The sequence below is a fragment of the Rheinheimera lutimaris genome (assembly GCF_013283795.1).
Lineage (GTDB): Bacteria > Pseudomonadota > Gammaproteobacteria > Enterobacterales > Alteromonadaceae > Alishewanella > Alishewanella lutimaris.
Map to the genome: position 1 here is coordinate 1 of NZ_JABSOD010000022.1, position 17,887 is coordinate 17,887.

The 17,887-nt window shown below is 47.0% G+C and carries 17 protein-coding genes and 1 tRNA gene; 5 read left to right on the top strand and 13 right to left on the bottom strand.

Going from position 1 to position 17,887, the window contains the following annotated elements:
• Positions 1–98: 98 nt before the first annotated feature.
• The gene (locus HRH59_RS16260) at positions 99–1,229 is read right to left on the bottom strand and encodes a peptidase C39 family protein (protein ID WP_173502334.1); all 1,131 of its coding nucleotides are present in this window, start codon (positions 1,227–1,229) and stop codon (positions 99–101) included.
• A 164-nt stretch (positions 1,230–1,393) separates the two neighbouring features.
• On the opposite strand from HRH59_RS16260, the gene HRH59_RS16265 reads away from it, so the two are divergent.
• Complete coding sequence (locus HRH59_RS16265; protein WP_173502335.1) at positions 1,394–2,860, top strand: RimK family protein; 1,467 nt, start codon at positions 1,394–1,396, stop codon at positions 2,858–2,860.
• Positions 2,861–2,898: 38 nt separating this feature from the next.
• On the opposite strand, the gene HRH59_RS16270 is transcribed toward HRH59_RS16265, so the two are convergent.
• The 5 genes from HRH59_RS16270 to HRH59_RS16290 form a co-directional block, all read right to left on the bottom strand.
• A tRNA-Leu gene (locus HRH59_RS16270) sits at positions 2,899–2,984 on the bottom strand.
• A gap of 122 nt (positions 2,985–3,106) precedes the next feature.
• On the bottom strand, positions 3,107–4,057 hold the full coding sequence (locus tag HRH59_RS16275; protein ID WP_173502336.1) for an isopenicillin N synthase family dioxygenase: 951 nt from the start codon (positions 4,055–4,057) through the stop codon (positions 3,107–3,109).
• A 16-nt stretch (positions 4,058–4,073) separates the two neighbouring features.
• Entirely contained in the window at positions 4,074–5,282 is a 1,209-nt protein-coding gene (locus HRH59_RS16280) for a NupC/NupG family nucleoside CNT transporter (RefSeq protein ID WP_173502337.1), read from the bottom strand.
• Between the two features lie 20 nt (positions 5,283–5,302).
• On the bottom strand, positions 5,303–5,935 hold the full coding sequence (gene udk / locus HRH59_RS16285) for a uridine kinase (RefSeq protein ID WP_173502338.1): 633 nt from the start codon (positions 5,933–5,935) through the stop codon (positions 5,303–5,305).
• 114 nt (positions 5,936–6,049) lie between these two features.
• The gene (locus HRH59_RS16290; protein WP_173502339.1) at positions 6,050–9,205 is read right to left on the bottom strand and encodes a TonB-dependent receptor; all 3,156 of its coding nucleotides are present in this window, start codon (positions 9,203–9,205) and stop codon (positions 6,050–6,052) included.
• A gap of 377 nt (positions 9,206–9,582) precedes the next feature.
• Between HRH59_RS16290 and HRH59_RS16295 the strand changes: the two genes are divergently transcribed.
• Positions 9,583–10,707 carry an endonuclease/exonuclease/phosphatase family protein gene (locus HRH59_RS16295; RefSeq protein ID WP_173502340.1) on the top strand — a complete coding sequence of 375 codons (1,125 nt, stop codon included), beginning with the start codon at positions 9,583–9,585 and terminating at the stop codon, positions 10,705–10,707.
• Between the two features lie 25 nt (positions 10,708–10,732).
• Here the strand turns inward: HRH59_RS16295 and rlmM are convergent, their stop codons facing one another.
• The 6 genes from rlmM to mutY form a co-directional block, all read right to left on the bottom strand.
• Positions 10,733–11,815, bottom strand: a complete 1,083-nt coding sequence (rlmM, locus tag HRH59_RS16300; protein ID WP_173502341.1) for a 23S rRNA (cytidine(2498)-2'-O)-methyltransferase RlmM — start codon at positions 11,813–11,815, stop codon at positions 10,733–10,735.
• A gap of 1 nt (position 11,816) precedes the next feature.
• On the bottom strand, positions 11,817–12,191 hold the full coding sequence (locus HRH59_RS16305; protein ID WP_173502342.1) for a DUF423 domain-containing protein: 375 nt from the start codon (positions 12,189–12,191) through the stop codon (positions 11,817–11,819).
• On the bottom strand, positions 12,166–12,792 hold the full coding sequence (locus HRH59_RS16310) for an alpha/beta family hydrolase (RefSeq protein ID WP_231702539.1): 627 nt from the start codon (positions 12,790–12,792) through the stop codon (positions 12,166–12,168). The genes HRH59_RS16305 and HRH59_RS16310 overlap by 26 nt, the downstream gene beginning before the upstream one ends.
• Entirely contained in the window at positions 12,785–13,720 is a 936-nt protein-coding gene (locus HRH59_RS16315; protein ID WP_173502344.1) for a transcriptional regulator GcvA, read from the bottom strand. Before HRH59_RS16315 ends, HRH59_RS16310 begins: the two co-directional genes overlap by 8 nt.
• A gap of 94 nt (positions 13,721–13,814) precedes the next feature.
• The gene (locus tag HRH59_RS16320) at positions 13,815–14,087 is read right to left on the bottom strand and encodes an oxidative damage protection protein (protein ID WP_173502345.1); all 273 of its coding nucleotides are present in this window, start codon (positions 14,085–14,087) and stop codon (positions 13,815–13,817) included.
• Positions 14,084–15,169 (bottom strand): A/G-specific adenine glycosylase, encoded by a 1,086-nt coding sequence (mutY, locus tag HRH59_RS16325; RefSeq protein WP_173502346.1) that lies wholly within the window; start codon positions 15,167–15,169, stop codon positions 14,084–14,086. Before mutY ends, HRH59_RS16320 begins: the two co-directional genes overlap by 4 nt.
• A gap of 129 nt (positions 15,170–15,298) precedes the next feature.
• On the opposite strand from mutY, the gene trmB reads away from it, so the two are divergent.
• The 3 genes from trmB to HRH59_RS16340 are packed head-to-tail and all read left to right on the top strand — an operon-like array spanning position 15,299 to position 17,363.
• Positions 15,299–16,024, top strand: coding sequence for a tRNA (guanosine(46)-N7)-methyltransferase TrmB (gene trmB, locus HRH59_RS16330; protein ID WP_173502347.1), 726 nt, complete (start codon positions 15,299–15,301; stop codon positions 16,022–16,024).
• Positions 16,025–17,044: a methyltransferase gene (locus tag HRH59_RS16335; protein WP_173502348.1), complete on the top strand. Its 1,020-nt coding sequence runs from the start codon at positions 16,025–16,027 to the stop codon at positions 17,042–17,044.
• A 10-nt stretch (positions 17,045–17,054) separates the two neighbouring features.
• The gene (locus HRH59_RS16340) at positions 17,055–17,363 is read left to right on the top strand and encodes a hypothetical protein (RefSeq protein WP_173502349.1); all 309 of its coding nucleotides are present in this window, start codon (positions 17,055–17,057) and stop codon (positions 17,361–17,363) included.
• On the opposite strand, the gene HRH59_RS16345 is transcribed toward HRH59_RS16340, so the two are convergent.
• A complete protein-coding gene (locus tag HRH59_RS16345; protein WP_173502350.1) occupies positions 17,360–17,758 on the bottom strand; it encodes a DUF3293 domain-containing protein in 399 nt (132 codons plus the stop codon). The two genes, HRH59_RS16340 and HRH59_RS16345, sit on opposite strands and share 4 nt — an antisense overlap.
• Positions 17,759–17,887 lie beyond the last annotated feature (129 nt).

The following is a 17,887-nucleotide window of genomic DNA, read 5'->3' on the forward strand; positions in this document are numbered from 1 at the left end:
TTTTGAAATACCTGCAAGCGGTTATTTAAGAAAACTTGTGCTTTTGAGATCGTTCGCTGGATAATTGCACAAAACGACAAAAAATCAGACAAAATACACTAACTTTTACCCGCCCGGATAACTACAGCAGTTTTAAGCCGGTTTTTACCGTAGCTAAAAGCTTTGATAAATACACTGTGCTCTACCGGGATATATTGCCGCTCCGCACTGGACAGCCAGGGGATATCTTCAGTATCAGGATCGTTGATATAGACAAAGTGCTCATCGACAGCACATACCACTACCCAATGCGGCGCTTTGCTTTTATCAAATTGCCAGGTGCTGATTAACACCAACAGCAGAGCACCTTCCTGCAACAACTGTTTTATCTTACTGATACCAAGCTCGCTACGATGTATAGGTATAGCACTTTGTTCAACCTTTTGCCGGTAGGAATCATGCACCCGCTGCAAAATTGCTTTTTTTACTTCACTGCGTACAGTATCGGTAAACAAGGGCCCCTCTTTATTTAAATAAATCGCTACATCAAAGCCTCTGTTATATGCAGCCAACGCTAAGCCTCTTGGCCCACAGCCGCCATGACCCGATGTCATAAAGATGGTAGTTGCTTCGCGCCAGATATCTATCTCCAGCGACAGTGGATCATATTTACCGGGTTCAAAGTAATTAAACGCCATCAACAGGCAAGCAGGCCCACAGGTAAAAGGTGTGGTTTGCGCTATATAGGGCACTTGCCGGCTTACTGACTCAGTATCAAATTGGATAATCTGCTTTTGCATACAGATAGCATCGGAATGATCTTCATAAAAATCATGCTTTACGGCAAATTCCTGATAGTTCAGTTTTTGATATAAGCGGATAGCCGCAGTATTGTCATAGCGCACTTCCAGGCGCAGCAATACACAACGTCGCGAAGCAGCAGTTTTTTCTGCCTCAAGCATAAAAAATTCGGCTATACCTTGTTTACGATAGTCAGGGTCTACCGCAAGTGAATATAAGCGCGCCAAACTGGTACCGCGGCGGTAAATAAGCAGAAAGTACCCTAAGATCTTATTATCACGCTCAACCAACAACAGATCACTGCGCTTTTCTGTGATAAAACGCTTAAAGCTGCGCAAACTAATACGATCAGCGGTAAAACACTTGTGCTCCAACGCCACTAAGGTCGTGGCATCGGGCAAACTTGCATTTCTGATGGATAACACTGCCGCAGCTGCGGTTAACGCCATAACTTCACTCACTATTGCCTTTGGCTGATTTTTAACTAAGTTTAGGATAACAACAGCTAAACAAATGAAAAGCCAACAAGAAATTTAACTGTTGTGGTAAAGATTTCTTCGCTGTCTTTTTTTGTCACACCACGACATGCTTTAACAAACTTACAGGAGTGGCGATGGCCAAGCTTATTATCGTAGTCGACAAAGCGCAGGATTGGGCACCTTTCCATCAATACGATGGAGTAATGACCTTGCCCGCTTATTTAAAATGGTCGGCAAAAAACAAACAACGCACCCGCGTGATAAACTTATGCCGCCAGGCACAGTATTTAGGCAGCGGCTACTATTGTTCATTGCTGGCAGAGGCGCGTGGCCACCACGTAGTGCCCTCTGTCCGAGCCTTTAATAAATTTAACCGCCATGAAATCGCCGATATTGCCGAAGAAATTCCCGGTACCATCTTAACCCAGCTCAACAAAGCCTTAGTCGATGAAACCAGCACACAGCTGGTTTTTAACATTTACTTTGGCGAAACCGAACATAAGGCCCTGAAAAAAGTTGCCGGCTACCTGTTTGATGCCTTTTCCGTACCTATACTACGCGTAGAATTACATAAAAAAGCAACCTGGCAGGTGAAAACGCTGAAGATAGGCAGCGTGCATAAATTAAATGAGCAAGAACAAAGCTTATTCGGCAATACACTGGAGCGTTACAGCCACAAGATCTGGCGGGTTGAACCAATCAATCGCAAGTACAAGTATGATTTGGCGGTATTGGTTGATCCGAAAGAGAAATTCCCGCCCTGTACACCTAAATCGCTTGAGCTGTTTAGTAAAGCAGCAAAAAGAGCCGCGATGGATACCGAACAAATTAGCGCTAAAGACATCCACCGGCTGGCAGAATTCGATGGTTTGTTTATTCGTGAAACCACAGGCGTAAATCATCACACCTTTCATATGGCTTTAAAAGCCGAACGCGAGGGCTTAGCGGTAATTGACGATCCTAACTCGATACTGCGCTGTGGCAATAAGGTGTATCTGCAAACCTTATTTGAACAACATAAAGTACCTATGCCCGACGGCATTATGCTGTTTAAGCAAGATGAAGATAACTTAGAGCGCGCTGCCGACACTCTGGGGTTGCCCTTAGTGTTAAAAATTCCGGATGGCAGCTTTTCCCGTGGCGTGGTGAAAGTAAAAACCCTGACCGAGCTGCGCTCACAACTTGATGCCCTGTTTGAACAAAGCGCTATTATTCTGGCGCAGCGCTACACCTTTACTGAATACGACTGGCGTATTGGTGTGTTAAACGGTATGGCCATTTTTGCCTGTAAGTACTTTATGGCACGCAACCATTGGCAAATTTATAAACACGGCAAAGCCAAAACTGAGAGTGGTGGTTTTAGTACCTGCGCCATTACTGAAGTACCAACCCACGTCTTAGATGCCGCCATTCGTGCCTGCGCCCCTATCGGTGATAGTTTATACGGCGTAGATATAAAACAAGACGGTGAAAAGGTTTACGTAATAGAAGTGAACGATAATCCGAATATTGATGATGGCGTAGAAGATTTGTTTCTGGGCAATAAACTGTACGACATGATTGTGGAGGACTTTATCCGTCGCATCGAACTAAAACGGTGAATTTTGGATGCAAAAAAACCGGCATAAGCCGGTTGATTTGGTGCAGATGGAGAGACTCGAACTCTCACGCCTTGTGGGCACAAACACCTGAAGCTTGCGTGTCTACCAATTCCACCACATCTGCGTTATGCTTCCGCTACCGCGTTGACATGGCGTGCAGTATAGCGACTTTATAAAACCAGTCAACTATGAAACTGCACATTTTCTATCGTTTTGCACCGTTCGGATAAATACTAAGCAAGATGCTTAGTATTTGCTCTTTTTCAGTAAGCCAATCTCTTCTAAACGCTGCATTAAGTAGTCGTTAGAGTTAATCGGCTCAGGGTAACGGTTGGGCCTGTCGGCACTGATGCAACTATCCAGGGTCTTAATAACATAATCCGGGTTCGGATGCATAAAGAACGGAATAGAATAACGCGGCTCACCTGCCGCTGCACCCGCCGGATTAACCACCCGATGTGTGGTGGATGGCAATACATGGTTGGTCAAACGCTGCAGCATATCGCCAATGTTCACTACTATAGTGCCTTCAATAGTAGTTACCGGCAGCCAACTGCCATCACGACGTAAAATTTCAAGCCCAGCTTCATTTGACCCCACCAACAAAGTGATAAGGTTAATATCTTCATGCTGGCCGGCGCGGATAGACTGTGTGCTGGTATCTTTAATCGGCGGATAATGTATAGGCCGTAAAATCGAGTTACCGTAATTTACTTTATCGGCAAAGTAACTTTGTTCCTGGCCCAAAAACAACGCCAGCGCTTCCAATACCGTATTGCCAAGCTTTTCCAACTCGCTATACAGCGCGTAAGTAGCTTGCTTAAAACCTTCTACCTCAGTTGGCCATGCATTAGGGTATAAACTCGGATGCGGTGCCGGACCATCCAGCTCACGACCAACATGCCAGAACTCTTTTAAATCCGGGTGATTAGAGTCTTTAGCTTTTTCGACGCCAACCGCAGTATAACCGCGAGCGCCGCCCTGCCCCGGCTTATGGTATTTCGCTTTAACCTCATTGGGTAAAGCAAAAAACTGCTTAATTGCGGTATAAGTATTTGCTACCACTTCATCCGGAATACCATGGCCGCTAATGCCGCAGAATCCAAACTCAGTGTAGGCCTTGCCAATTTCGGCAACAAAGTTATCTTTGTCGGTGGCAAACCGTCTTATATCTAACGTTGGAACTTGCTGTGTCATATAAAAGACCTGTTTTTTAGCCTAAAGAAAAAAAGAACCCTGCAATAGCAGCGCTCATTAAGTTCGCCAATGTTGCCGCCAGCAAGGCTTTTAAACCCAGCTCGGCAATATCAGCGCGGCGACTTGGTGCCATACCACCCAAACCGCCTAATAAAATAGCAATAGAAGAAAAGTTAGCAAAACCACACAGAGCGATTGTTACTATCACCTGAGTATGAGCGCTTAACTGCTCTTTCACCTGCACAAAGTCGAGGTATGCGACAAATTCATTAATAACTAACTTTTGACCGATAAAACTGCCGGCCATTCGGGCTTCATCCCATGACACGCCCAAAATAAATGCCAATGGCTGGAATACATAACCGAAGATCACCTGCAGTGTTAAACCTTCGATACCAAACCAGCCGGCAATACCACCAATAGCGCCGTTTACCAGCGCAATCAGGCCAACAAAGGCAAGCAACATAGCACCAACATTTAAAGCTAACTGCATACCACTGGATGCACCCGCAGCGGCGGCATCTATAAGGTTAGTATGTTGGGTATCTGCTTTTATTTCATTCAGCTCGTTTTTCGGCTGTTCGGTTTCCGGCAAAATTAACTTTGCCATTAAAAAGCCGCCTGGCGCAGCCATAAAGCTGGCCGCGATAAGATATTTCAGCTCAATGCCCAAACCGGCATAGCCAGCCAGAACCGAACCGGCAACCGAGGCTAAGCCACCTACCATTACCGCAAATAACTCTGAGCGGGTCATTGTAGGGATAAAAGGCCGCACTATTAACGGTGCTTCAGTCTGGCCAACAAAGATATTGGCTGCCGCCGACATGGATTCCGGCCGACTGGTACCCAACAGTTTTTGTAAGCCGCCGCCAATAATGCGGATAATCCAGGTCATCACACCTATGTGGTACAGCACGGCAATTAACGACGAGAAGAAAATAATAATCGTCAGAACATGAATGGCAAAAATAAAGCCCTGAGATTTGCGGCCAATATCACCAAACAGGAACTCGATGCCCGAAGTGGCATAACTGATAATATCAGCGACAAAGGTAGAAATGCTGTACAGCACATCCTGACCAAAGGGCACATAGAGTACAAAGGCCCCGATCGCCAGTTGAATAGCAAAAGCCCCGCCTACGGTACGCCAGTTAATACGGCTGCGATTGGCAGAAGCCAAATACGCTACCAACAACAGGGCAACAATGCCCACTAATCCCATCATACGTTATTCCCTGATTATTATTATTCTGCCAGCAACTGGCGAATTTTTGCTTTTATTATGTCAATAGCGATCTGGTTTTTTCCACCACGGGTAACCACCAGATCAGCATACTGTTTGGAAGGCGCGATAAACTCAAAAAACGCCGGCCGTACCGAGTTTTCATACTGCTCTGTTACCGAGCTTAAACTGCGACCTCTGTCTTCTAAATCCCGCTTGATACGCCGCAACAAACAGACATCTAATGGCGTATCCATAAATACGGTTATATCAAACTGCTCACGCAGTTGCTCATCAGTAAGTAATAAAATACCTTCGACCAGAATCACTTTGGCTGGCTGCACTGTTATGGTTTCGTCAGTACGGGTATGGTTTTTATAGCTGTACTGCGGCATCTGAATGGCTTTACCAGCGCGTAGTGCCCGCAAATGTGCCGCCAGCAGTTCGTGCTCAAAAGCTGCCGGATGATCGTAGTTGGTTAGAGTGCGCTGCTCAAATGACAAGTGACTCTGATCGCGGTAATAGGCATCTTCGGACAAAATAGCGATACGCTCGCCGCCTAATTCAGCCACCAATTCCTGGTATACCGTTGAAGCAAAAAGGCTTTTACCTGATGCCGAAGCACCGGCAATAGCAATAATAGTATTTTTTCCCACAGAAACATTCACTTTGGCAGAAATTAGCCGATGATTATCGCTAAAAACGGCTTATTTAGAAATAAAAAAATGCCCGCTCAAAGCGGGCATTTACTAATTACTCCGAAAAGAGCATCAGAACTTGTAACTCACACCAATCTTCATCCGCCATGCAGACTCAATATTGCGGAAAGTCTGTGGTACTTCAGTTCTTGCAGTAGGAGCACTATATACGTATTGATTTGCATCGGCATCATACGCGACATCGGCGATTCTCTGATACCCCGGGAAAGCAGTTTCGTATACACGGCCTGCACTACTATCAATCATATTAAGTAAGTTCTTTATTTCTATATAGAACGAACCTTTGTGCCCATCCATAAAACCAGGGGTTTCCTGCTCAAACTTAAAGTCTAGAGTATTTGTATAACGGCCTGACTCAGTATTACGCGGCATAATTTGACCTGCGTACTTATCTAGCCCTGCAGCGACAAAATCATCCCAACCGAAATCTCCGCTGTAACGCACATTCGCGTCATCCGGACCAGTAGGGATATAAGGTAAATATCCATTACGGTCATCAGTACCGCCATTGCTACCATTGTCACCAAAGGCACGGCCCGGGCCTACTGTCCAGCTGTAAGGGCGACCTGAACGACGCTCGCCATAAAGCGTGAAGTTACTGTTATAGCCGGCAAAAAACTCGTGGCTATAGGTCAAAGTGAAATTAAAGCGATGCTTAATTTCATAACCTGCTGTACCAACAGTTGATGCGTTACGGTCTACTGCTGCATATCGCGAGAAATTTGAAGCCGCTTGAGCAGAAGTACCCGATGACAAGTCTTTAACATTTTGATGTGCATAACCAAAACGAATACTCAAATCATCAAACTTAGTTGCCGCACCAAAAGCATAAACATTACTTCTTCCACCTGCACCATTAACAAACAGGATGTCGTTACGATTAGGCACACCAGCAGCTAACACGCCGGTATAGATGTTACGACCATCCGGGCCGGTTACAACCTCATAATTTTCCCGATGCAAATCTTTCCAGATAACATCACGATCTTTATTCGAGTGGATATATTCAGCTGTCAGATCCCAATTACCGAAATCAGATTGCAGCAGGTAATCTACTGCCAGGTTATATTTCCATTCAGATGGCAGTTTAAAGTTTGGATCAATTGCGTTGACGTTACCATCTCCCGGAACCAATGACTCTGTCACGGAATCAGGTATGTTTGTAAAATCAATATCGGTCTGATTAGCCGTAGCAGAACCTGGTGCCTGCACCAGAATTATACCATCGTTAGAAAAGCCGTTTGCCAGCCACACATTAGGACGGCCACCACTAAAGCGACCAATACCACCGCGAATTATCGTGTTATCCAAACCACGCCAATTAAAGCCGAAGCGCGGCATCAAAAGATCCTTGCCGTCCATATTCTCGGTGTTGACAATATCGTAGCGCTCAACAAAGTTTTCATTCAGCCGAGGCTCACTATCTGAATTATAACGTTCATAACGCAGACCAAAATCTAACGTTAAATCATAATCAAACAAATCCCAACTGTCCTGTAGGTAAAATGCATCTGTACCGAATTTAAATGCTGCTGCTGCATCAACCGGGTTTAACGTATATGCGTTTTGATAGCTAAAGCCCGATGATGTTTGCTGTAAGAAACGGTCAAGGCCACTAACAGTTACTACACCATCAACTACAGTGTCATGGAACTGCCAGGTACCTTTGCTGTTTGACACAAACAGGTTGTATACATCAAGCTTTTCGTGTTCCCAACCAAAGCTAATGGTATGGTCTTCAAACAGATACTCACCGGCTAACCGAAGCTGAAATAAATCGTTAGTTAATTCGTTAGCATGTCTAAATGTATCAGGGCCAAAAATTACCCGACCAGAAGGTGTGTCAACCTGAACCTGGCCATAAGTATTACCGCGTAACGGGTTTTGGCCAACTTCAACTTCTTTCCAGGCTACTTTAACTTCAGTACTGAAACTGTCACTCCACACAGAGTACAAATGCCCGGCGAAGGCCTCTAAATCCTGTTGGTTGTTGTAAAAGTTAGTGTCAAGTGCAATTTGGGTAGCTCTTGAGCCAGCTCCGGTGTTTATAGCATTACTTTCTGTTTTTTGATAAGTGAAAGATGCACGGTGGTCATCATTAATATTCCAGTCCAGTTTGGCTAGCAGTTTCTTATCTTCCAAATCGTCTGCAACATTCCACTGCCCGGCTTCTACGCCATAAACTTCGCGGGCAATTCGTGCAACTTCGTCAATATCAGACTGAGTAACGCTGGCAGAGTTTGGTGCACTTGAACCTGCAGCACCCCACAGCGTGTTGTATGGCTCAACTAAATCTTCATAGGCAACGAAAAAAAACAATTTGTCTTCAACCAGCGCGCCACCTAAGCTTGCGCCCCAAACCTTACGGTTAAAATCCAGCAACTCAACTTTCTCACGGCCAGGCGCACCTGATTTACCGGAAAGTGACTGATCCATATACTCGTAGAAAAATGACCCTTTCAGCTCATTGGTACCAGACTTAGTTACAGCATTAATACCTGCACCGGTAAAGCCACCTGATTTCACATTAAATGGTGCTGTACTAACAGTAATCTGATCCAGTGCAGACAGCGGGATGGGTGAGCGCTGCGTTGGGTAGCCATTATCATTCAGACCAAAATCATCATCCTGACGTACACCATCAACTGTCAGACTGTTATAACGTGGATTAGCACCGGCAACAGACATTGATGATGTAGCATCTCCAAGCACCACAACCAACGGGTCTTGTCTTACAACATCTTTCAAATCCCGATCAAAAAGCGGCATGCTATTAATCTGTGAGGCATTAAAAGTAGTAGATGTACCCATCTTGCCTGCGTTTAGCAAGCTCATTGCTGAGCCTGTCACCGCAATCCTCTCAACGCCCTGCTCAACTTCAGGTTCCAATTGTGCATTTAAACGGAAAGTTTCACCGAGAGATAGAAAAATATTGTCATAAACCCGTGTTCCCTCTGCGCTGGTTATAGTAATGATATAAGGACCACCAACGCGCAAACCACTACTAACAAATGAACCGGATTCATTTGAGGTTGTTACTGAACGGGTATTAGAAGGCACATGCAAGATATCAACACGGGCATTAGAAGCAGTCTGGCCTTCCTGAGTGACAATATTACCGCGAATTGATGAAGCCGTGTCGGCAAGCGCTGCATTGCTTACGCCGAGCGCCAGCGTGACAGCCAAAGCTATATTTTTAATTTTCATATCGTTTTTCACCTGGTAGTTGTAGGTATTTATCTAAATCCATTTGAATACAGATGCTGCTTTCAATTTGGGAGATAATGGTAACTAAACCATATTACATTTTTTTTACGCCCATCAGATTTACGGGAACTTTTTGTTCCTCTCATTGTCTTAGGCGATTGCCACATAAGTGTAACATAGCTGGTCTGAGTTGCGCACTATGCTGACTAAAATTGGTTAAAAAACGACATCATACGCATTTTCAGCTATTTACTGGTGTTTACCTGCGAAGCCTTTTATCCTTAGCGTCTGCCTGAATTAACGGTCTACTTTCGATGAAAAAACGCGCTTTAACTCTTATTTTCTGTTCGCTGTTTAGCTTTGGAGCATCAAGTAATATGAGTGTCGCTGAAATCACCTTTGCCACTTTCAACGTCAGCATGGAAGCGCAAAATTATTTACCACAGGGTGAAACCGGCGATGCCACCGTGCTGGAAAAGTTACTGCAAACCGGCAGCCAGCCGCAAATTCGCAATATTGCCCACATTATCCAACTGGTGCGGCCGGATGTGTTGTTGCTAAACGAATTTGATTACATTGCCGACGCGGATAAAGGTATTGAGGCGTTTATTCAGAACTATCTGCAGCAGCCACAAGGCTCTGCTACTGCAATTGATTACCCCTACTTCTATTACAGTACGGTAAATACCGGCCAACCCAGCCCTTATGATCTGGATAACAACGGCAAGGCAACCGGCACCGGCGCCGATGCCTGGGGCTATGGCTTTTATCCGGGCCAATACGGCATGGTTCTGCTGTCTAAATACCCGATAGACACCGCCAAAGTACGCACTTTTCAGCGGTTTAAATGGCAGGACATGCCTGGCTTTATGCCAACAAAAAAAGCTGATGGCAGCCCCTGGTACAGCAAAGCAGCCTGGGCTGAGTTTCCGTTATCGTCTAAAAGCCATTGGGATATCCCACTTAATGTAAACGGTAAAACGGTACATGTATTGGCCAGCCATCCTACACCACCGGTATTTGACGGTGAGGAAAACCGTAACGGCATTCGCAACCATGACGAAATTCGTTTATGGGTTGATTACTTAACGCCGCAAAACGCCGGCTATATCTATGATGACAATGGCAATAAGGGTGGCTTAGCTGCCGATGCACGCTTTGTATTACTGGGCGATCAAAATGCCTCTGCCGATGGCGAAGGTGATGCACTCAACGCAGCAATCAGCGCGCTGTACAACCATCCGCGCATTAACAATGCCATGCCGCCACAAAGCAAAGGAGCTGTTGAAAATACACCGGATAACCCAAAAGCCGCCTTTCATACCGCCGGTTGGCGTATGCGGGCAGATTACGTGCTGCCGTCTAAAGCCGGTTTTGTGTTAAAAGACAGTGGCGTTTTTTGGCCGGAAACAACCAGCCCGCTGTATCCGCTGGTGGGTTCGCGCGGTGCCAGCTCAGACCATCGTTTAGTGTGGGTCAAGCTGGAGCTCAGCGCTGAATAATCGGCACTGAGCTCATCGGTAGCTATCAGAATTTCAGTACCAGGTTTTGCACGTGTACCGTTACTTCTTCGCGGTCATGGTACAGGTGCTTAACTTGTAAGCGGAATTTAATATCGGCATCGACCAGACGTTGCTCAAGCTGCGCCAATATCTCTGTTACCGTTTCATAGCGCTTTTTCATCGGCAGTTTTAAATTGAATATTGTTTCCTGACACCAGCCGTTAATCAGCCAATCGCCCATTCGCTCAGCAACCCGCTGCGGCTGTTCAATCATGTCGCAAACCACCCAATAGACATTTTTCTTTTGTGGTTCAAACTTAAAACCATCAACCGTTAAATGCTTAACCTGGCCGGTTTCCATCAGCGATTCCGCCATAGGGCCGTTGTCGATAGCGGTAACCATCATGCTGCGTTTGACCAGTTGATAAGTCCAGCCGCCCGGGCTCGCGCCTAAATCAACCGCATTTAAGCCACCGCCCAGGCGCTTGTCCCATTCCTGTTTCGGAATAAACTGCAAAAAAGCTTCTTCCAACTTTAAGGTACTGCGGCTGGGAGCTTCATTGGGAAATTTCAGCCGCATAATGCCGTTTTCCAGCGGGCTGTTATTCTCCGGGTAGGACAAGCCAATATAGCCCTGCTGACCGGTTAGTAAAAACAAATGCAGCACCGGTGCGCGCTTTTGCTCTTTTGCCAGCATTACCCCGGCCTGGCGCAGTGCCTGACGCAGCGGTACTGTTAGTTTGCGCGCCAACGTCGACAGGGTTTTGCCGTCGTTAGTTTCCGGATACTCTACTCTTAGCTCACCACAGCCGCTCAGCTCAGCTGCAAGTAATGCCTGCAGTACCGGCGCGATACGATCTGCTGGTGGCAGTTCAAGCAATTCCGCCTGCAGCAAGCACCACTGGCGGATAAAGATAAACTGCTCAAACGGATAATCACGGTAAAACTGCGCCAAACTATCAGCGTCATAGGCTTCAAAAATAACAAAAGCACTGTTGGCGCTGAGCTTACAATAACCGAACACATCATACTGCCCGGCTTTATCCTGAATTTCTGCCGCACATTCTTTTTCAAAACCGGCGCGACAGTACAGTAATAGTTGTTTCATGTTAACTCCGCCGCCAGGCGCTTATTGCAAGCAACAGCCAGGCAGCTATAAGGAGCTGGCCACCTATTGGCGCCAACTGTGAATAATAAAACGGCAAGGCAAATACCCCCGCCAGTATAGTCCAGACAAAACACCACAGCCCCAGATGCCAGACAATCGCCACCAGCTTTGTCAGTTTTGCCTCGCTGTGTTGCCGGCCCAGCGCCAACAGCGCCAGACAATGAAATGCCAGCATGCCCAAAGCGCTCAACACCCGGGCCAAAGCCTCAGTACTTAACTGCCCCTGCCACAAATGCATCACAACCGCGCTTAAGCCCACTACGGTGGCGCCATACAAAGCGGTTACGCTGTTACTGCTTTGCCAAAAGTACTTCATCTATTTTCCTGCTACAAAACTGTGCCGCCTGCGCTATCAACTGTTGTTGGGTCAGGCCGCTTTTAACTCTGGGTTTAAAATCATGATCGCCATCTGTCAGCCAGTGCAATGCTACTTTGGGCCATTGCATGGCTGCCAGTTCAGTTTTAGTGCCAAAAGCATCCCGATCACCCTGGGCAATAAACAACGGGCAGGCTAAAGCAGCAAAATGCTCAGTGCGCCAACTGTGCTTTTTCGGCGGGTGAAACGGATAACCAAAAGCAAATACCGCTTCTACACCAGGGTGGCTGCTTAACAAGCTGGCGACCCGGCCGCCCATAGATTTACCGCCGATAAACAGCGGTAAATCAGCCGGGCATTTGTCGAGCTGTTGCATAAACTCTTGCTGCAATAGCGGCATTTTCGCCGGCAAGCTGCGTTTGTCGCTATCAATAAAGCGCTGCATATAAGCAAAGTTAAAGCGCCACACTTCTATATTATGCGCAGCCAACTGCTGTGCCAATTGCTGCATAAACTCACTTTGCGCACCGGCGCCGGCGCCATGTGACAGCAGCAAGCGGGCTTTAGGCTGACTGGCGTTATTAATAATGATATCAGTCAAGTGCCACCGCATTGGTAAACTGCTGCTCGGCAAACGCAGCCTGCTCAGCCTCTACCATCGACACCATCCATTGGCGAAAGGCGGTTATTTTACCCAGCTCGGTCTGGCTTTCACGGCAGACCAAATAATACGCATCTTTGGATATCAACACATGGTTAAACGGCACTATTAAGCGGCCGGAATTAATGTCCGGTCGTGCCAGCACATTGTGCGCCAACGCTACGCCCTGGCCATGAATAGCCGCTTGCAACACCATAGAAGAGTGACTGAATATGGGCCCCTGATTGACATTAAAATGTTTAAAGTTTTGCGTGGTAAACCAGGCCTTCCATGCGCGGCGCGAGCCATCGTGCAATAAATTATGGTATTGCAGATCTGTCGGCTCCTGCAGCGGTTTACTACTGTTTAGCAGTAGTGGTGAACATACCGGCAGCAGGTATTCGGTGTGCAGTTTATCGGCGTGCAAATTGCGCCAGCTGCCACGGCCGTAGTAAATGGCAACGTCGACATCATCCGTTAACGAGCCTTCGTCTAAGTCGACCGCCTTAATACGTACATCAATATCCGGGTGTTGCTCACTAAACTGATTAAGCCGTGGTACCAGCCACTGAATAGCAAAGCTTGGTTGCAGGCTTACTGTTAGTGAGCCCTTGGCACCGCGGGCCAACAGTTTTTCTGTCGACTCATGTAGCTGCAGGAATATTTCTTTAATATCCAGAAAATAGCTCTGCCCCTCTTCGGTTAGCAACAAAGAGCGGTTTTTACGCATAAACAGTTTCAGGCCAAGATGGTCTTCCAGCGCTTTAATCTGATGGCTGATAGCGGCTTGGGTAACGTACATTTCTTCTGCCGCCTTGGTAAAACTTAAATGCCGGGCGGCGGTTTCAAAGGCTTTTAAGGCATTTAGCGGAGGCAGGCGACGCGCCATAATATCTCTTAGATGATTAAATCAGTGATTAAATTTTCTAATCCGAATTATAGCGCCGCTGTCGCCACGACGCCAGCAAAGAGCTACGCTAAGTTTACTTCTCTACCGGCTTATAACCCTCAATTTCAACGTCTTCACCTTTAAACAGGAAGGCTTCCATTTGTGCTTCCAAAAACTGACGGTGTTCGGGGTTCATCATGTTCAGTTTTTTTTCATTAATCAGCATAATCTGTTTTGCCTGCCACAGGGCAAAGGCTTCTTTACTGATACTGTTAAAAATTTTTTTGCCTAAATCGCCCGGATACAGCTGAAAATCCAGCCCCGGGGCTTCTTTTTTAAGGTATTCGCAAAATATACTACGGCTCATAATGGTTTATCCTTGTTGCCCGTGCTTGCAGCTAATAACTGTTGAAACAGTTGTTTTGCCGGCGCCGACAAACCAACCTGTGGAATGCGATCTATTGTAAACCAAGTCGCCGCTGATTGCTCCTGCACTGTATCAGGCTTGCATTTGAGCTTAAGCAATTGCGGTTGGATCCATAAGTGAAAATGGCTGAAAGTATGCCGAAAGCCCGCCAGCTCTTCGCTACTTTCTGCTTGCAAGGCATTTATCGCTATATACTGCTCACGCTCAGTTGCTGAGGCAAACTCGATAAAACCAAACAGCCCGCCCCACAAACCCGATGCCGGGCGCTGCGCCAGCAACACTTGGCTGTCATGCTGCAACAGCAGCCAGAAACTCTGCTTTTCCGGCAGAGCTTTTTTTGGCTTTTTGCCGGGATACAACGCCTGCTCGCCAGTCAATGCGGCCCGGCATTTCAGTTTCAACGGGCACTCTGCGCAGCGCGGTTTACTGCGGCTGCAAAGTGTTGCGCCAAGGTCCATCATCGCCTGGTTAAATTCGGCTACGGTGTGTTTCGGCGTTAACTGCTCTGCCAGTTGCCATAACTGTTGCTCAGTTTTTTTCTCACCGGGCCAACCGGATACAGCAGCAAAGCGTGCCAGTACCCTTTTGCAGTTACCGTCTAATATCGGGTAGTGCTGCCCCAACGCTAATGACAAAACTGCACCAGCGGTCGAACGGCCTATGCCGGGCAACGCCAGCACCTGGTCAAATTCAGTTGGAAAATCGCCGTTGTACTGCGCTGCTATAGTTTGTGCGGTTTTGTGTAAATTACGCGCCCTGGCGTAATAGCCAAGCCCGGTCCACAAATGCAACACTTCATCCAGCGGCGCTGCGGCCAGTGCATTAATATCAGCAAAACGTGCGGTAAAGCGCTCAAAGTAAGGAATAACAGTCGCAACCTGGGTTTGCTGCAGCATCACTTCACTGAGCCAGGTTTTATACGGGCTTTTATTCAGCTGCCAGGGTAGTGTTTTGCGCCCGTGTTGCTGATACCAGCTAACCAACTGATTTGAAAACCAAACTGCATCCTGTTGCGGCAACATAACGGCCCCTGTATAAACAATTGCGCGCAGTATAAGCAGCCCTCTTTAGCTTGCCAACCATAATCGCGGTTGAGCAAAGCCGCTAATACAAGGATAATACGCGCCGTTAACGATTATGCGGAGCAACAGATGACAGACAGTACCGGCCAACAGCAAGATGATCAGGCTGAAAACACCACCTATATGCGCAGAATTCGCTCTTTTGTGCTGCGCGAAGGCCGGCTGACCAAAGGCCAGCAACATGCACTTGATACTTACTGGGCCGATTACGGTTTAAGCTATCAGCCACAGCCGCTGCAATTAGCAGAGGTATTTGGCCGCGATAACCACAGGGTGCTGGAAATTGGCTTTGGTATGGGTAAATCGCTGGTGCAAATGGCAAAAGAAGCGCCGGAAAAAGATTTTATCGGTATTGAAGTGCACCGGCCGGGTGTGGGCGCCTGCTTATCTGAAGCGGTAGCTCAGCAGGTTAAAAACTTAAAAGTGTTTGAGCATGACGCGGTAGAAGTGCTGGAGCACAGCATTGCCGACAATAGCCTGGATACAGTGCAGCTGTTTTTCCCCGATCCGTGGCATAAAAAGCGCCACCACAAGCGCCGCATAGTGCAGGGCGAATTTGTGCAACTGCTGCGGCGTAAGTTAAAGCCAGGCGGCGTGTTTCATATGGCTACCGACTGGGAAAACTATGCTGAACATATGCTCGAAGTAATGTCAGCCGCTGAGGGTTTCAGCAATTTATCTGCCGACAGTACCTATGTTGAGCGGCCAGAGCAGCGGCCACTGACTAAATTCGAACAACGTGGCCAGCGTTTGGGCCATGGTGTTTGGGATCTGATGTTTAAAAAGGAAAGCTAAATGCTAGCAACAGCCAGTCAACTGGTATTACGTAACATCGACGATCTCAGCGGCAAAGTACTGCTGGTTGAACCCTTAGCCGATAATTTAGCCACTGAACTGCAGCACTTGGCGCCGCAGCTTACACTGAGCTGCTACAGCACTGATGCAGCCGTAGCCGCCAGCTGGAGCCAGGATAAGGTAACGCTGTACCGCGACGTTAGCCCGGTGTTCAGCGACAGCTTTGACACCGTGGTGCTGTTTTATCCGAAAAGCAAAGAGCAACTGGCCTTTACCCTGGCGCAACTTAAACCGGTGCTTAGCGCAACCACGGCGGTGTTTGTTACCGGCGACAATAAAGGCGGCATTAAAAGCCTGAGCAGCCATGCGCAAAAACTGGGGTTAAATGCCAATAAACTGGACAACGCCAAGCACTGTTTATGGTTTACCTTACATGGTGATTTTCAGCAGTTGCCACAAGCTAAGGCAGTAAGTTTTAACATTAGCGCTGCCGGTGAAACCTTAACGCTGCATTCACTGCCGGGCGTATTTAACCACGGCAAGCTTGATGTTGGCACTGCACTGTTGCTGGATAATTTACCGGAAGTAAACCAAGGCAAAGTGCTGGATTTTGCCTGCGGTTGCGGCGTAGTGGGCGCTATGCTAAAACGCAAACATCCGGATATAGAACTATTCAGTTCTGATATCAGCAGTTTAGCAGTAGTATCAACTCAGCAGACATTAGCCGCCAATAACCTGAGCGGTACTGTGATAGCCGCTGATGGCTTGCCGGCGATACCAAAACAATTTGACTGTATTGTCAGTAATCCGCCGTTTCACACCGGCATAAAAACCGACTACAGTATTGTTGATGCTTTTATCAGCCAAAGCGCTGCCAGACTCAGTAGCAATGGCAGCCTTACCATTGTTGCTAACAGCCACCTTTCTTATCTGGAGCTGTTACAGCAGGCGTTTAAAAAGGTTACAGTCAAAGCTAAAGCCAATGGTTTTGTGGTGTATCGGGCAACCAATCAAAATTAAGGAAAATGCTATGCGCATACTCTCAGCTTTGCTTTTGCTGTTCTGGCTAACGCCGGCTAAAGCCGCTGATACTGTGCGCTGCATTCAAAACCCAAAGCGGATTAAAGCCTGTCCTCATCTGTTGTATCGGGTAGCACAATTACCCGATATGACAGCACCAGCTGTTATCTGCATTTGTGTCAGCGACTTCGAACAGCTGTTGGTAAAACCTACGGATGAAGCCCAAACAATTAAGTTAAATATGACTAAACGGCAATTGGAAGTGCAACATGGCAATAAGCTGCAACCGGTATTGGATATACTGCAGCGGCAGAACTAATCCGGCAACAACACCAAACGCTCACTAAACCGACCGAGGCTTTCCTCATTTTGCCGCATTAACACCGGTACCAAAAATAACTCGCCCTGCTCCACCCAATAAATAGCATTTTGTTCAAAGCGCACGGCCAGTTGCACAGCACAGCTCTTGTCGCACAATACAATCCAGCTCTTTTCCTGAAAGCTCAAGTCCGGAGCGCTACCTATTACTGAGCGATAGGGCAAACGCTGCTGATTCAGATAAGCCTGCAATTCATTGTCACGACGTAAATTAAGGTAGGGATGTTCGGTGGTTCCGGCGGGGTTTTGTGCACTGACAATAGCAAAATCAACATCACATTTCAGTGCCTGGTGGCACAGGAAGATACTCGTTTTATAACTTTCCCACAGGTTCATAAGCTAACCCAAAAGTAACAAGTGCTTCTACTATAAACGGCTTTGCTAAATTTGCCACTGTTGTTTGCTAAAAAGCATTAATGTGCATAACATCAATGCAGGGCTGGCAAAACCGCCCCACGAAACGGG

Bases quoted from the DNA above. Each gene is read 5' to 3' on its own strand.
- HRH59_RS16320 (WP_173502345.1), bottom strand. From the start codon at position 14,087: ATGAGCCGTAGTATATTTTGCGAATACCTTAAAAAAGAAGCCCCGGGG.
- HRH59_RS16290 (WP_173502339.1), bottom strand. From the start codon at position 9,205: ATGAAAATTAAAAATATAGCTTTGGCTGTCACGCTGGCGCTCGGCGTA.
- HRH59_RS16265 (WP_173502335.1), top strand. From the start codon at position 1,394: ATGGCCAAGCTTATTATCGTAGTCGACAAAGCGCAGGATTGGGCACCT.
- HRH59_RS16335 (WP_173502348.1), top strand. From the start codon at position 16,025: ATGCTAGCAACAGCCAGTCAACTGGTATTACGTAACATCGACGATCTC.
- trmB (WP_173502347.1), top strand. From the start codon at position 15,299: ATGACAGACAGTACCGGCCAACAGCAAGATGATCAGGCTGAAAACACC.
- HRH59_RS16295 (WP_173502340.1), top strand. From the start codon at position 9,583: ATGAGTGTCGCTGAAATCACCTTTGCCACTTTCAACGTCAGCATGGAA.
- mutY (WP_173502346.1), bottom strand. From the start codon at position 15,169: ATGTTGCCGCAACAGGATGCAGTTTGGTTTTCAAATCAGTTGGTTAGC.
- HRH59_RS16275 (WP_173502336.1), bottom strand. From the start codon at position 4,057: ATGACACAGCAAGTTCCAACGTTAGATATAAGACGGTTTGCCACCGAC.
- HRH59_RS16340 (WP_173502349.1), top strand. From the start codon at position 17,055: ATGCGCATACTCTCAGCTTTGCTTTTGCTGTTCTGGCTAACGCCGGCT.
- rlmM (WP_173502341.1), bottom strand. From the start codon at position 11,815: ATGAAACAACTATTACTGTACTGTCGCGCCGGTTTTGAAAAAGAATGT.
- HRH59_RS16280 (WP_173502337.1), bottom strand. From the start codon at position 5,282: ATGATGGGATTAGTGGGCATTGTTGCCCTGTTGTTGGTAGCGTATTTG.
- HRH59_RS16315 (WP_173502344.1), bottom strand. From the start codon at position 13,720: ATGGCGCGTCGCCTGCCTCCGCTAAATGCCTTAAAAGCCTTTGAAACC.
- HRH59_RS16305 (WP_173502342.1), bottom strand. From the start codon at position 12,191: ATGAAGTACTTTTGGCAAAGCAGTAACAGCGTAACCGCTTTGTATGGC.
- HRH59_RS16260 (WP_173502334.1), bottom strand. From the start codon at position 1,229: ATGGCGTTAACCGCAGCTGCGGCAGTGTTATCCATCAGAAATGCAAGT.
- HRH59_RS16345 (WP_173502350.1), bottom strand. From the start codon at position 17,758: ATGAACCTGTGGGAAAGTTATAAAACGAGTATCTTCCTGTGCCACCAG.